16 protein-coding genes are annotated in these 11,336 nt (G+C 69.5%); 13 read left to right on the forward strand and 3 right to left on the reverse strand.

The window, feature by feature from the left end; all coding sequences use genetic code 11:
• Window positions 1-107 precede the first annotated feature (107 nt).
• The 4 genes from ACMGFG_RS03115 to ACMGFG_RS03130 all read left to right on the forward strand — a co-directional run bounded on the left by ACMGFG_RS03115 (window position 108) and on the right by ACMGFG_RS03130 (window position 3,374).
• Window positions 108-770: a helix-turn-helix domain-containing protein gene (locus ACMGFG_RS03115; RefSeq protein WP_436928896.1), complete on the forward strand. Its 663-nt coding sequence runs from the start codon at window positions 108-110 to the stop codon at window positions 768-770.
• A gap of 125 nt (window positions 771-895) precedes the next feature.
• The gene (pyrB, locus tag ACMGFG_RS03120; RefSeq protein WP_436928897.1) at window positions 896-1,810 is read left to right on the forward strand and encodes an aspartate carbamoyltransferase; all 915 of its coding nucleotides are present in this window, start codon (window positions 896-898) and stop codon (window positions 1,808-1,810) included.
• Window positions 1,807-2,268 (forward strand): aspartate carbamoyltransferase regulatory subunit, encoded by a 462-nt coding sequence (pyrI, locus tag ACMGFG_RS03125; protein WP_436910716.1) that lies wholly within the window; start codon window positions 1,807-1,809, stop codon window positions 2,266-2,268. The genes pyrB and pyrI overlap by 4 nt, the downstream gene beginning before the upstream one ends.
• Before the next feature lie 275 nt (window positions 2,269-2,543).
• Window positions 2,544-3,374: an alpha-amylase family protein gene (locus ACMGFG_RS03130; RefSeq protein ID WP_436928898.1), complete on the forward strand. Its 831-nt coding sequence runs from the start codon at window positions 2,544-2,546 to the stop codon at window positions 3,372-3,374.
• 602 nt (window positions 3,375-3,976) lie between these two features.
• Here the strand turns inward: ACMGFG_RS03130 and ACMGFG_RS03135 are convergent.
• Complete coding sequence (locus ACMGFG_RS03135) at window positions 3,977-4,540, reverse strand: NUDIX hydrolase (protein WP_436928899.1); 564 nt, start codon at window positions 4,538-4,540, stop codon at window positions 3,977-3,979.
• Between the two features lie 283 nt (window positions 4,541-4,823).
• Here ACMGFG_RS03135 and ACMGFG_RS03140 point away from each other — a divergent pair, with 283 nt between their 5' ends.
• The 8 genes from ACMGFG_RS03140 to ACMGFG_RS03175 all read left to right on the forward strand — a co-directional run bounded on the left by ACMGFG_RS03140 (window position 4,824) and on the right by ACMGFG_RS03175 (window position 9,485).
• A complete protein-coding gene (locus ACMGFG_RS03140) occupies window positions 4,824-5,006 on the forward strand; it encodes a DUF1918 domain-containing protein (protein ID WP_436928900.1) in 183 nt (60 codons plus the stop codon).
• A gap of 9 nt (window positions 5,007-5,015) precedes the next feature.
• Window positions 5,016-5,441, forward strand: a complete 426-nt coding sequence (locus tag ACMGFG_RS03145; RefSeq protein ID WP_436928901.1) for an RNA-binding protein — start codon at window positions 5,016-5,018, stop codon at window positions 5,439-5,441.
• 7 nt (window positions 5,442-5,448) lie between these two features.
• Window positions 5,449-6,231, forward strand: a complete 783-nt coding sequence (locus tag ACMGFG_RS03150; RefSeq protein ID WP_436928902.1) for an RNase P subunit p30 family protein — start codon at window positions 5,449-5,451, stop codon at window positions 6,229-6,231.
• A 51-nt stretch (window positions 6,232-6,282) separates the two neighbouring features.
• Window positions 6,283-6,963 carry a methyltransferase domain-containing protein gene (locus ACMGFG_RS03155; protein ID WP_436928903.1) on the forward strand — a complete coding sequence of 227 codons (681 nt, stop codon included), beginning with the start codon at window positions 6,283-6,285 and terminating at the stop codon, window positions 6,961-6,963.
• Window positions 6,960-7,436: an Rpp14/Pop5 family protein gene (locus ACMGFG_RS03160; protein ID WP_436928904.1), complete on the forward strand. Its 477-nt coding sequence runs from the start codon at window positions 6,960-6,962 to the stop codon at window positions 7,434-7,436. Before ACMGFG_RS03155 ends, ACMGFG_RS03160 begins: the two co-directional genes overlap by 4 nt.
• 2 nt (window positions 7,437-7,438) lie before the next feature.
• Window positions 7,439-8,206, forward strand: coding sequence for an archaeal proteasome endopeptidase complex subunit alpha (gene psmA, locus ACMGFG_RS03165; RefSeq protein WP_436928905.1), 768 nt, complete (start codon window positions 7,439-7,441; stop codon window positions 8,204-8,206).
• Between the two features lie 117 nt (window positions 8,207-8,323).
• The gene (locus ACMGFG_RS03170; RefSeq protein ID WP_436928906.1) at window positions 8,324-9,049 is read left to right on the forward strand and encodes a ribosome assembly factor SBDS; all 726 of its coding nucleotides are present in this window, start codon (window positions 8,324-8,326) and stop codon (window positions 9,047-9,049) included.
• A 196-nt stretch (window positions 9,050-9,245) separates the two neighbouring features.
• The gene (locus tag ACMGFG_RS03175; RefSeq protein ID WP_135363205.1) at window positions 9,246-9,485 is read left to right on the forward strand and encodes an HVO_2901 family zinc finger protein; all 240 of its coding nucleotides are present in this window, start codon (window positions 9,246-9,248) and stop codon (window positions 9,483-9,485) included.
• A 32-nt stretch (window positions 9,486-9,517) separates the two neighbouring features.
• On the opposite strand, the gene ACMGFG_RS03180 is transcribed toward ACMGFG_RS03175, so the two are convergent.
• Together ACMGFG_RS03180 and ACMGFG_RS03185 are read right to left on the reverse strand one after the other, a co-directional pair.
• On the reverse strand, window positions 9,518-9,946 hold the full coding sequence (locus ACMGFG_RS03180; protein WP_436928907.1) for an SRPBCC family protein: 429 nt from the start codon (window positions 9,944-9,946) through the stop codon (window positions 9,518-9,520).
• 81 nt (window positions 9,947-10,027) lie between these two features.
• Window positions 10,028-10,666 carry a DUF8170 family protein gene (locus ACMGFG_RS03185; protein WP_436928908.1) on the reverse strand — a complete coding sequence of 213 codons (639 nt, stop codon included), beginning with the start codon at window positions 10,664-10,666 and terminating at the stop codon, window positions 10,028-10,030.
• A gap of 136 nt (window positions 10,667-10,802) precedes the next feature.
• On the opposite strand from ACMGFG_RS03185, the gene ACMGFG_RS03190 reads away from it, so the two are divergent.
• Window positions 10,803-11,234 (forward strand): helix-turn-helix domain-containing protein, encoded by a 432-nt coding sequence (locus ACMGFG_RS03190; protein ID WP_436928909.1) that lies wholly within the window; start codon window positions 10,803-10,805, stop codon window positions 11,232-11,234.
• The last annotated feature ends 102 nt before the right edge of the window (window positions 11,235-11,336 follow it).

Consider the following 11,336-nt stretch of genomic DNA (forward strand, 5'->3'; position numbering starts at 1 on the left):
GGCGACCGGGACAGCCGAAACTGTTCGGTCGACGGCCGCCGACCCGATCCGCAGAGACGAATATGTTCGGGAACACTGATAGTCCCCGGGGCTCGTAAGGATCAGATATGCCGCGGGCCACTCTGGAGATCACCGTGCCGGACTCGGTGTGGATCGGCGAGTTGTCGCGCGAGTATCCGGACGCACAGTTCGAGATCCTGACGGTCTTCCCGAAGGAGGAGGGCGGCGTCGCGCTGGCGGAGATCACCGCCGACGACATCGAGGCGGTCGTCCTGGCGATGGACGAGTACGACGAGGTGACGAACACGGACTTCCTCCAGCGGACGGCCGAGACCGGACTGGTGCAGTTCGAGACCTCGAACCCCGTCCTCCTGCTCCCGGTGCGCAACGCCGGGACGCCGCTGGAGCTGCCCTTTACCGTCGTCGACGGGAGCGTCGAGTGGGAGGTCACGGCGCCGCGTGACCGCCTCTCGACGCTGGGCGACCAGCTCCGGCAGTTCGGCATCGAATTCGAGGTCATGGCCGTCCGCCAGGAGATGGAGACCGAGCAGCTGCTGACGCCCAAACAGCTCCGGCTCGTCCAGACGGCCGTCGAGGAGGGCTACTACGACACGCCGCGGGAGTGTACGCTCACCGAACTCGCCGACGAGGCCGACATCGCCAAGTCGACCTGCAGCGAGACGCTCCACCGCGCCGAGGAGAAGATCGTCAAGGAGTTCGTCGACGAGACCGACCAGACCGACGAGCGCGCGCCCGCGATGCGCGCCTGACGAGTCCGTCGCGGCCGACGGAGCCGCAGGCTCCAGCCGAGCGTCCGCCGAGGCTTCGAGGGGGCCGGCCCGGGCGCGACCCCGTGTCGGGAGTTTCAAGACAGTCGAGGGCCCGACTCTACTCGATGCGTCACGACCACATTACCAGTGCGAAACAACTCTCGCGGGCGGACATCGAGGCGGTGCTCGACCGGGCGGCGGAGGTGGCCGCCGACCCCGAGTCGTTCGCGGACCGCCACGAGAACGCCCTGCTGGGCCTGCTCTTCTTCGAGCCGAGCACGCGGACGAAGATGAGCTTCACCGCGGCGATAAAGCGGCTGGGCGGCGACGTGGTGGACATGGGCACCGTCGAGTCCTCCAGCGTCAAGAAAGGCGAGAGCCTCGCGGACACGGTCCGGGTGGTCGAGGGCTACGCCGACGCCCTGGTCCTCCGACACCCCAGCGAGGGGTCGGCCCAGATGGCCAGCGAGTTCGTCGACGTGCCGCTGATCAACGCCGGCGACGGCGCCGGCCAGCACCCCACACAGACCCTGCTGGACCTGTACACGATCCGCGAGTCGGCGGGCTTCGACGACCTGACGATCGGGATCATGGGCGACCTGAAGTACGGTCGCACCGTCCACTCGCTGGCCCACGCGCTGACGAACTTCGACGCCGACCAGCACTTCATCAGCCCGGAGAGCCTCCAGCTCCCCCGGAGCGTCCGCTACGACCTCCACGAGGAGGGCGCGTCGATCCGCGAGCACACGGAACTGGCCCCGGTGCTCCCGGAACTCGACGTGCTCTACGTCACGCGGATCCAGGCCGAGCGGTTCCCCGACGAGAGCGAGTACCGCGCCGTCGCCGGCGAGTACCAGATCGACACGGAGACGCTGGAGGCCGCGCGCGACGACCTGACGGTCATGCACCCGCTGCCCCGCGTCGACGAGATCGCCCACGAGATAGACGACACCGACTACGCCCACTACTTCCAGCAGGCCCACAACGGCGTCCCCGTCAGGATGGCGCTTTTGGACCTGCTCCTCGGAGGTGACGAATGAGCGACCGCGAACTCCGCGTCTCGAAGATCCGCAACGGCACCGTCGTCGACCACATCACCGCCGGCCAGGCGCTGAACGTGCTCGCCATCCTCGGCATCGACGCCGACAGCGGCGAGACGGTCAGCGTCGGCATGCGCGTCCCCAGCGACCGCCTCGGCAGCAAGGACATCGTCAAGGTCGAGGGCCGCGAGCTGAGCCAGGACGAGGTGGACGTGCTCTCGCTGATCGCCCCCGCCGCGACGATCAACATCGTCCGCGAGTTCGACGTGGTCGAGAAACACCGGGTCGAGCGCCCCGAGGAGGTCGTCGGCGTCCTCTCCTGTCCGAACCGCCACTGCATCACCACCGAGGACGAGCCCGTCGAGTCCCGCTTCGACGTGCTCGACGACGGCATCCGCTGCACCTACTGCGACACCATCGTCCGCGACTCCATCGCCGAGCAGATCGACGTGGCCTGACCCCGTTCGCCGGGCGCACCGCCGCTGGTTCCCGCACGTCGCGACGGGACCGACCGCTCGTTTCGCACCAGAAACACTTTAACCGGTTGCCACGAACGTTCGTTCGATGTCGAAGAAATCACTGTTCGTGCTGGTCGCCCTGGTCGCCGTCGCCGTCGCCTACAAGACGGCGCTCGGCGAGTAAGGGGGTACCAGGGCGCGACCCGCCCCGGCGAGGTATCGCTCTCCGACCGCCTTTTCGAACGACTTACACCGCGCGCTCCCGACCCACGGGTATGTACGGCGTCGTCACGCGCAACGAGCCCGAGCTGGAGTGGGCGGAGTTCGACCGCGCCTTCTACGAGGTCAAGGACGTGACCGGCCGCGCGGCCGAGCCCGTCGACACCGGCGTCAACATGGTCTCCTGTTTCGGCGACAACAAGGCCGCCGCCGACAACCCCGACCTGGTCCCCGTCAGCGACGAGGGCGAACAGGCGACCCGCGAGCGCCCCTACTTCGACTGGGCGTACGTCTGTCCCACCCACGAGCGCTACCGCGAGGGCCTGCTGGAGATAATCGAGGACGCCGCAGAGGCCAACGAGGACGTGCGTCTCGACGACGTGGGCTTTCCCCGCGAGGAGTACTGCCACTGCGACCGCTGCGAGGAGACCTTCGCGGCCAGCGACTTCGACGACTGGCGCGCCTGGCGGGCGTCGGTCATCACCGAGTTCGTCGCCGAGGCCCGCGAGCGCGTGCCCGGAACGCTCTACCTGACGCTCTATCCCGACCCCTATCCGGGGCACATCTACGACCGCGCGGGGCTGGACGTGGACGAACTCGACGAGTACGTCGACGAGTTCGTCGTCCCGCTGTACGACATGGCCTACTCGACGACCTACTGGCTGGAGATCCTCGCGAAGGGGTTCGTCGACGAACTCGACTCGCCGTTCTCGATCGAACTCTACGCCGTCGAGGTCGACATCGACGACCTCGTCCACGCGACCGAGGTCGCCGAGGAGTACGCCGAGTCGGTGCTGTTCGGCTACGACGCCAGCAACGCCCGCGCCACGGTCCGGCGGATGCGTGCCGACGCCCGCGACGGCGAGCAGTTCGGGCCGGAGTCGTAACCGGAGGGCTGGGGCGTCGGAGAACGGTTCGCGAACGTATTGATTGCAGAATTAGTGGACTGGATCAGCTGGTCAGTAGCCGCGCTCGCTTGTCAGTGAGTGCTGTTTGAATCGATATGAAACGAAGGCGAGTGACCGCGACCGTACTCATCGGTGAGCGCTGAAAGCCCTCGGCGCGTTCGCTAGCTGGAGTCGGTACCGCAGGGGACAGCAGGCGTTGAAAGCCCTCGGCGCGTTCGCGGTCGCTGAGCGACATATCCGCGCTCTCGGCACCGCCCGCGCGGATAGGGGTCACTCAGGCGACTATCGGCGCGAGCGCGCCTCGCCCTTTCAGTCCGCCAGGGCCGCACAGCAACCGCGCCGCACCCGCCCCGCACAGCACCGCAGACGGCCACGAGCCTCCCCAGCCGATTGCGCTCCGCGCGCCTTCGGCGTGCGGTGCTCATCCCTCGCGCGGCTACGGTCGCGCGCATGAACGCGCGCTCCAGCGCACGCCGACCGCACCGCACCCGCTCACCGCAACAGCTACAGCCTTCATTGAGCGATATTCGGACAGCTGAAACAGGCGTGCCGAACCTCCTGCAGCCACCTCGTGCGACAGCTCACTCGCCGAAGCGGTCGCGGCGCCACTCCCGCAGGACCGACCGGTCTCGCGTGTTCTCGGGCAATTCCTCGAACCAGCGGGCCTCGGTGATCTCGCCGTCGGGGTCGCGCACGTCGAGGTCGGTCGACTCGGCCTCGCCCTCGAAGATGGGAAGGACGCCCCACGTCTCGTGGCCGTCCCCCCGGAAGCGGACTTCACCGAGGACCCCCAGGCCGTCGTAGGCCACGTCGATCCCCGCTTCCTCGGCGAGTTCCCGGCGGGCGCCCTCGCGGACGGACTCGTCGGGTTCGACCTCGCCGCCCGGAAGTACCCAGGTGTCGATGGCGTCCTGTTTGACGAGCAGGAGTTCGCCGGAGGGACGGTAGGCGAGGGTGTGGGCGCCGTAGGGGAGCCCCTGAGCCTCGATGCGCTCGGCGACGGTCCGGAAGCGGTCGCGGGAGACCGTCCGGGTGGTCCGGAACTCGACGAAGTCGTCGTGCTCGTCGGCGAAGCGGTGGTACACCTGTTCGGCCGCCTGGCGGGCCTCGGTCGCGAGGTACCAGAGGTTGTCGACGGCGGTCATCGCGGCGGTGTCGGCGGGTGGGGTCGCCTCGGCAACCGCTTCTGCCGGCCTGCGCGCGTTCGCTCGGTCATGGCCACACGTTCGCGGGTCACCGGCATAAGTTTTCGACCTCGTTGCCAGTTGCCCCGGGCTACCACGGTGGGTATCGGTGGAGAATCGGGGGGTCCGGCGGACGGCCGGGAGCGCGCGGGCCGGCGGGACCGCGGCCGCCGGCGAGGGCCCCGAGCGCCCTCGCGTGGGACGGATCAATCCCTTTTTGACGGGCCGTCGAGTACCGCCGCCCATGGCATTCGAAGAGGACGACCGCGTCATCCTCCGCGACGAGCACAGCGAGTACGACGGCGAAGAGGGCACGATCACGCAGGTCGTCGAGACGATGTTCGGCGACGAGAACTACACCGTCTCCTTCGAGGACGGGCAGGAAGCCGGCGTCTCCGAGGACAACCTCGAAGCCGCCGAGGAGTAACCACGCCCGATGTCCTCCGTCCCGCTGCACTACGTCGACCTGCGCGCCTTCTGCTACGTCACCGAGGACGAGGAGCGCGTCGAGTCGGCGCTGCGGACCTTCCTCCCGGAGGACTTCGAGGTCGAGCGGGCGGTCTCGGAGGGCCATCACGGCGACCGCATCGTCGTCCTCTCGGCGCGGGTCGAGCGCGCCGACGAGATCCGCCACGTCCTCGACGCGCTCGGCGACCTCGGCGACGTCGACGCCGTCGTCGACGAACTCGACGAGCGAGTCGACGACAACTGCGCCTTCTACCTGACGCTGGACAAGCAGGCGGCGTTCCGCGGCGAGGTCGAGCGCGGCGACGGCATCACTTTCCGCTCGAAGGTCGAGGCCTACCCCGCCAAGAAGCCCAAGGCCGTCGAGAACGCCCGCGAGGTCTTCGAGGCGCTCTGAGGCGCCCATGACCGACGCGGACAGTTCGTGCTTCGAGGCCGTCCACGCCCATCCCGACGGCGAGGCGACCGTCGCTCGCCACGCGATGACTGCCGCCGAGTACGGGTTCGACGGGGTCGTCGTCCGCAACCACGGCGACGCCCTCGCCGAGTTCGACGCCGACGAGATAGCCGACGAATACGGCGTCGAGGTGGTCGAGGGCGTCGAGGTCCGGGCCGAGGACCCCTCGCGGGCGAGCGGCTTCGTCGGCAACCACCGCCGGTCGAAGACGGTGGTGGCGGTCCACGGCGGCACGCCCGCGATCAACCGCTTCGCCGTCGAACAGCCCGCCGTCGACGTGCTCGCCCACCCGATGGTCGGCGACGGCGACGTGAACCACGTCCTCGCCAAGGCCGCCGCCGAGAACGGCGTCCGCTTCGAGTTCTCCTTCGGGCGGGTGCTGCGAGCCGACGGCGGCCGGCGGGTCCAGGCGATCCGCGGGCTGCGCAAGCTCCGGGAGATCGTCGAAACCTACGACGCCCCCTACGTCGTCAGCGCCGACCCGCGGAGCCACCTGCAGCTCCGGGCGCCCCGCGAACTCGCCGCGGTCGGCGAGGTGCTCGGGTTCGACGCCGAGCAGGTGCGAGCGGGCCTCGCCGAGTGGGGGCGGATCGTCGAGCGCAATCGCCGGCTGGCGAGCGACGCGTTCGTCGAACCCGGTGTCTATCGCGTGTCCGCGGACGACGACGGTGCCGAGGCAATGCCGCCCGACAGCGACGGGGAGACGCCCGCCGATAGCGACGACCGGTAGCCTCCCGCCGGGAGCGAGGCGTTCTTGCCCCCGCGGGGCGAACGCGGTGGTATGAAACGCTCCATCGACGAACACGCCGCCCGCTTCGACGAGAAGGCCGGCGAGTACGACGACTCGAAGAGCGACGAGTACCGCGCCTGCGCGTCGCTGGTCGTCGAGCACGCCAACCCTCGCACGCACGATACCGTCCTCGACCTCGGGACTGGAACGGGAGCCATCGCCCTCCCGCTGGCCGAGGAGGCGAAACGGCTGATCGGCCGCGACATCAGCGACGGGATGCTCGACGAGGCCCGCGCGAAGGCCGACGACCGGGGACTCACCAACGTCGAGTTCGGCGAGGGGCGGTTCCGCGAGCCCGCCGTCCCCGACGACGCCGACGTGGACGTGGTGACGACCAACTTCGCGATGCACCACCTCTCGGACGACGAGAAACGGGAGGCCATCGACGTGATCACCGGTCTCGGACCGCGGCGGATCGTGCTGGGCGACGTGATGTTCTTCGACGGGGCCGACCCCGAGGAGCCGTTCTACAGCCCCGAGGTCGACGACCCGGCGACCGTGGGCGCGCTCGCGGACGCGTTCACGGACGCCGGCTACCCGGTGACGGCGGTCGAACGGGTCCACGACCAGGTGGGTGTGCTCGTCGCCCAGCGCGTGGTACCGCTGGGCAGCCGGAGAGGGACGGGACGGTCGGAGGCCGAGCGGGCGTCGGACGCGGGTGAGGAGTCGTGAAACACCTCCCGAAGCACCTGCAGCCGCGGTGGCGCTACCTCGCGGTCGGGCTGGCGGCGTGGCCCGACGCCGAGATCGGTCGGCGGGCGTTCCAGCGGGAGCTGTGGTTCGCGGCGCAGAACCTCGTGGGCGACGCCGGGAGCGCCGAGGTTGACCTGTCGGTGGTCCGGTTTTCCTTCGAGGAGGGAGCCGGCCACGCCATCGTGCGGGCGCGCCGGGGCGAGGTCGACCGCGCGCGGGCGGTCCTGGCCTGTCTGGACGCGGTCGAGGGGGCGGAGGTGGGCGTCCGCGTGCGGGGGGTTAGCGGCACGGTGCGGGCCTGTGAAGAAAAGTATATACGGAGCCCGCCGGAACCAACGGACCAGAGAAACGTCGTCTTCGAGAACGCCGAGCGGCGTGCCGTCGGTCGCGACGGCCGAATCGACGTGCGGGCCGACGACGCGTTCGTCGGGGCGACCGAACTCGATCTATAAATATGCAGGGACAATCGCAACAGCAGGCGTACGACCGAGGGATCACGATCTTCTCGCCGGACGGTCGGCTCTACCAGGTCGAGTACGCCCGCGAAGCCGTCAAGCGCGGCACGGCGAGTATCGGCGTCCGAACAGCTGACGGGGTCGTGCTGGCGGTGGACAAGCGCATCCGCTCGCCGCTGATGGAACGGTCCAGCGTCGAGAAGATCCACAAGGCCGACGACCACATCGGCATCGCCAGCGCCGGCCACGTCGCCGACGCGCGCCAGCTTATCGACTTCGCCCGCCGCCAGGCGCAGGTCAACCAGCTGCGCTACGGCGAGCCCATCGGCGTCGAGACGCTCACCAAGGCCGTCACCGACCACATCCAGCAGTACACCCAGGTCGGCGGCGCCCGCCCGTTCGGCGTCGCGCTCATCATCGGCGGCATCGCCAACGGCGAGCCCCGCCTCTACGAGACCGACCCGTCGGGGACGCCCTACGAGTGGAAGGCGCTGGCCGTCGGCGCCGACCGCGGCGACATCCGGGAGTACCTCGAGGACAACTACAGCGAGGAGATGGACCTCGACGAGGGCGTCGGCCTCGCCCTGGAGGCGCTCGCGTCGGTCAACGACGGCGAGCTCTCCCCGGAGGGCATCGGCATCGCCACCATCAGCGTCGACGACGAGACGTTCACCGAGATGAGCGACGCCGAGAAGGAGTCCCACCTCGACGAGCTCGACCTGCTCGCCGTCGAGGACGACGACGAGAGCGAGAGCGACGAGGAGTAACGCGGTTCGCGGTCGGCGCCCGTTCCCGGGCTCGACCGGGCGGTCCGCCGCCACGGGGTCGCCGGCGTGGAGTCGGGCCCCACACACCTTTTTACCCACACGGTGTTACCTCCGGGTATGATATCGCTCGACGAGGCCGTGACGGCGCGTCTGGAGTCCCACGGCGAGCGCTTCGAAGTGCTCGTCGAACCCGACGCCGCCCTCGCGATGAAGCGCGGCGAGTTCGACGGGGACCTAGAGGACGTGATCGCCGCCGAGGACGTCTTCGAGAACGCCTCCCGCGGGGACCGCCCGCCGGAGAACGCGCTCGAGGAGGTGTTCGGCACCACCGACCCGCTGGAGATCATCCCCGAGGTCGTCGAACGCGGGGAGATCCAGATCACCGCCGAGCAGCGCAAGGAGATGCAGGAGCGCAAGCACAAGGAGCTCGTCAACCGCATCACGCGCAACGCGGTCAACCCGCAGATGGACGACGCGCCCCACCCGCCCGACCGCATCGAGAGCGCCCTGGAGGAGGCCGACTTCAAAGTCGACCCGATGGAGCCCGTCGAGCAGCAGGTCGACGAGGCGCTCGACGCGCTGCGGCCGGTGATCCCCATCCGCTTCGACACCGTGAAGGTCGCCGCCCAGCTCCCGCCGGACTACGCCGGCAGCGGCCAGGCGCAGATCCGCGAGTTCGGCGACCTCGAGCGCGAGGAGTGGCAGCCCGACGGCTCCTGGGTCGGCGTCGTCGAGTTCCCCGCCGGGATGCAAAACGAGTTCTACGACCTCGTCAACGAGGTCTCCAGCGGCGAGGCCGAGACCCGCATCCTCAAAGACGAGGACGACCTCGACACCCGGTAGCCCCTCCCCCGTTCGCGACTCACAGTTCGTCCCTGCGGTGTGCGATCGCCGGACGGCCGCCGGTTCTGGAGAGTTGATCACCCCGGTTGTCCGAGGTTACCGGCCGCCGTCCCGGGGTTCACGCCATCCCGCGAGCGGTTCCCACGGACGTGAACGTTCCGGTGTTGATATATGGAGCGATCCCGAACTTCCGATCATGACCCACGTCTGCCGCAACTGCAAACGCACGTTCAGTACAGAGCTGGAACTCGAACTTCACCGGGACACGTGCTCGCAGGGCGACCTCTTTTGCGACGAGTGCGGCGAGCGGTTCGCGGAGCGGACGGCCACGGAGGACGGCTGGCACTATCGATGCCCCAGCGACGACTGCGACGGCGAGGGGATGGGCGAGGACATCCACAAAGTAACCGACGTACGCCTCGAGAAGTCGGTCTGACGACGGCCGCGGTCATCCCTTTTCCCGAGCAGCTACCCGGTCGATAGCTCGTCGCGCTCGGCGAGCGACGCGATCCGGTCGAGCGCCCGGCGGCAGACGACGGCGTACCCGCCCGCCAGCAGCGGGATCTCGAAGGCGACCCGCGAGCGGTCGTCGCCCAGCGGCGTGACCGCGTGACCGGTCGCCGGGATCCGCGCCACGCGCCACGTCCAGCGGTAGTCCGCACAGGTATCGACCTCGAAGGGGACCCACGGGCCGCCGGCGACCTGCACCTCCCCCCTCGACCCGGGTTCGATGTAGCGGTCGCGCGACCGGACGGCCGTGACGCTCGGGCCCCACTCGGGCCACTGCTCGGTGTCGGTCAGGACCGCCCAGGCGGTCTCGGCGTCCGCGCCGACGACGCGGTCGACGACCAGCCGCCGCCCGTCGGGCGTCCGCTCGATCCGCGGCAGCGAAGCCATACCCCCACTTGGGGCCGCTCGGTCTTGGATGACGGGGTGCCGGGATCGAGGCGCCGCGAGAACTGCCCACGCAATACGTCGTCAGGGGATCTCGCCGACGGCCCGCCGGAGGTCCGATTCGTCGTGCCAGCGGACGACGCGGTCGCCCGCTGCGCGTTCGAGCGCCGCGAGGTGGGCGGCGGCCATCCCGTTGTCGTAGCGTTCGCGCCGCCGCTCGTCGCTCTCGTAGGTCCGCTTCAGCAGCCAGAGCGCGTCGCGGACGCGGCTCCCCTCGTGGTAGAGGTAGCCCAGTTCCCAGACGTGGCCGCCGTCGAAGTCCTCGAGGACGCCGACGACGTGGGTCGCCTGCTCGCAGAGGATCTCGAAGGCGGGCGCCCACAGGTCGATCTCCGAACCCGAGAGCCCGAAGTCCTCCAGCATGAACGCCGTCGCGTCGCGGCGGTCGTCCAGCAGGTCGCGGACCCGCCGGCGGCGCCGCCCCGGGCCGTCGTCGCCGCCCCGCCCCACGACGAGGTACCGCCGGTCGCTGTACTCGATCTCGTTCAGCCGGTCGCCGTGGAGGTGCGTCTTGAGCCGCTCGTGTTGCTCCGGCGTCAGCGTCAGCGAGTCCGGGCTCGTGTCGACGAGGTCGCCGCCGTCGACGCCGTCGACGTACTCCGTTCGCTCCCCCGCATTTTCATCGTCGCCCGCGTCCCCCGACGCGTTCCCGTCGTCGACCATGCCGGCTCGACTCCCGGAGGTGGCAAGTGTCTTCCGACAGTCGGAGCAACGATCGTACGATCGTTCGACGAACAGTCGAGAACCACTCGCGCTCAGCGTCCAAGTGTTTATGCCGGCGGGGGTCGTATGTGCGAGTATGAGGCCCGAACCGGTCGAGGCGAGCGACGGCGGGGCCGACGGGGCGACCGACGCGTTCGACCCGTGGCTCGCGCTCCAGCGGGTCACCGACGAGACGCGCGCGAACATCGTCGCGGACGTGGTCGGCCACCCGAAGGGCGCGCCCAGCGTCGACGAACTCGACTACATCAACCCCAGCCTGGAGGCCGACACCATCCGCAACCACCTGAAGACGCTCGCGGAGGCGGGCGTCGTCGAGGAGCTGACGGTCCCCGCCGGCCAGCGGACCCGGGGCTACCCCTACAAGTTCTACCGGGTGACGGAGGCGGCCCGCGAGCTGTTCGACCGCAACGGCCTGTTCCCCGCGGAGGCGTGGCAACGCCAGTACGAGCGCGTCGAGAAGACCCCCGAGATCCGCGAACTCGAAGCGATGCCCCGTCCCGAGGAGTAGACCGAGTCTGTGACTGGGTCCGCTCGCTTGCGGTCGACTCGCTTTGGCTCGACAGTGAGCATTGAAAGCCCTCGACGCGCTCGCTAGCAGCCGTCTCGACCG

This window comes from Halosimplex halobium, assembly GCF_051414055.1.
In the GTDB taxonomy this organism is placed as follows: Archaea; Halobacteriota; Halobacteria; order Halobacteriales; family Haloarculaceae; genus Halosimplex; species Halosimplex halobium.

Excerpts from the sequence above, each read along its gene's own strand:
- ACMGFG_RS03145 (WP_436928901.1), top strand. The coding sequence starts at position 5,016 with ATGTCCTCCGTCCCGCTGCACTACGTCGACCTGCGCGCCTTCTGCTAC.
- ACMGFG_RS03130 (WP_436928898.1), top strand. The coding sequence starts at position 2,544 with ATGTACGGCGTCGTCACGCGCAACGAGCCCGAGCTGGAGTGGGCGGAG.
- ACMGFG_RS03150 (WP_436928902.1), top strand. The coding sequence starts at position 5,449 with ATGACCGACGCGGACAGTTCGTGCTTCGAGGCCGTCCACGCCCATCCC.
- ACMGFG_RS03190 (WP_436928909.1), top strand. The coding sequence starts at position 10,803 with ATGAGGCCCGAACCGGTCGAGGCGAGCGACGGCGGGGCCGACGGGGCG.
- ACMGFG_RS03185 (WP_436928908.1), bottom strand. The coding sequence starts at position 10,666 with ATGGTCGACGACGGGAACGCGTCGGGGGACGCGGGCGACGATGAAAAT.
- pyrI (WP_436910716.1), top strand. The coding sequence starts at position 1,807 with ATGAGCGACCGCGAACTCCGCGTCTCGAAGATCCGCAACGGCACCGTC.
- pyrB (WP_436928897.1), top strand. The coding sequence starts at position 896 with ATGCGTCACGACCACATTACCAGTGCGAAACAACTCTCGCGGGCGGAC.
- ACMGFG_RS03180 (WP_436928907.1), bottom strand. The coding sequence starts at position 9,946 with ATGGCTTCGCTGCCGCGGATCGAGCGGACGCCCGACGGGCGGCGGCTG.
- ACMGFG_RS03115 (WP_436928896.1), top strand. The coding sequence starts at position 108 with ATGCCGCGGGCCACTCTGGAGATCACCGTGCCGGACTCGGTGTGGATC.
- ACMGFG_RS03170 (WP_436928906.1), top strand. The coding sequence starts at position 8,324 with ATGATATCGCTCGACGAGGCCGTGACGGCGCGTCTGGAGTCCCACGGC.
- psmA (WP_436928905.1), top strand. The coding sequence starts at position 7,439 with ATGCAGGGACAATCGCAACAGCAGGCGTACGACCGAGGGATCACGATC.
- ACMGFG_RS03140 (WP_436928900.1), top strand. The coding sequence starts at position 4,824 with ATGGCATTCGAAGAGGACGACCGCGTCATCCTCCGCGACGAGCACAGC.
- ACMGFG_RS03175 (WP_135363205.1), top strand. The coding sequence starts at position 9,246 with ATGACCCACGTCTGCCGCAACTGCAAACGCACGTTCAGTACAGAGCTG.
- ACMGFG_RS03135 (WP_436928899.1), bottom strand. The coding sequence starts at position 4,540 with ATGACCGCCGTCGACAACCTCTGGTACCTCGCGACCGAGGCCCGCCAG.
- ACMGFG_RS03155 (WP_436928903.1), top strand. The coding sequence starts at position 6,283 with ATGAAACGCTCCATCGACGAACACGCCGCCCGCTTCGACGAGAAGGCC.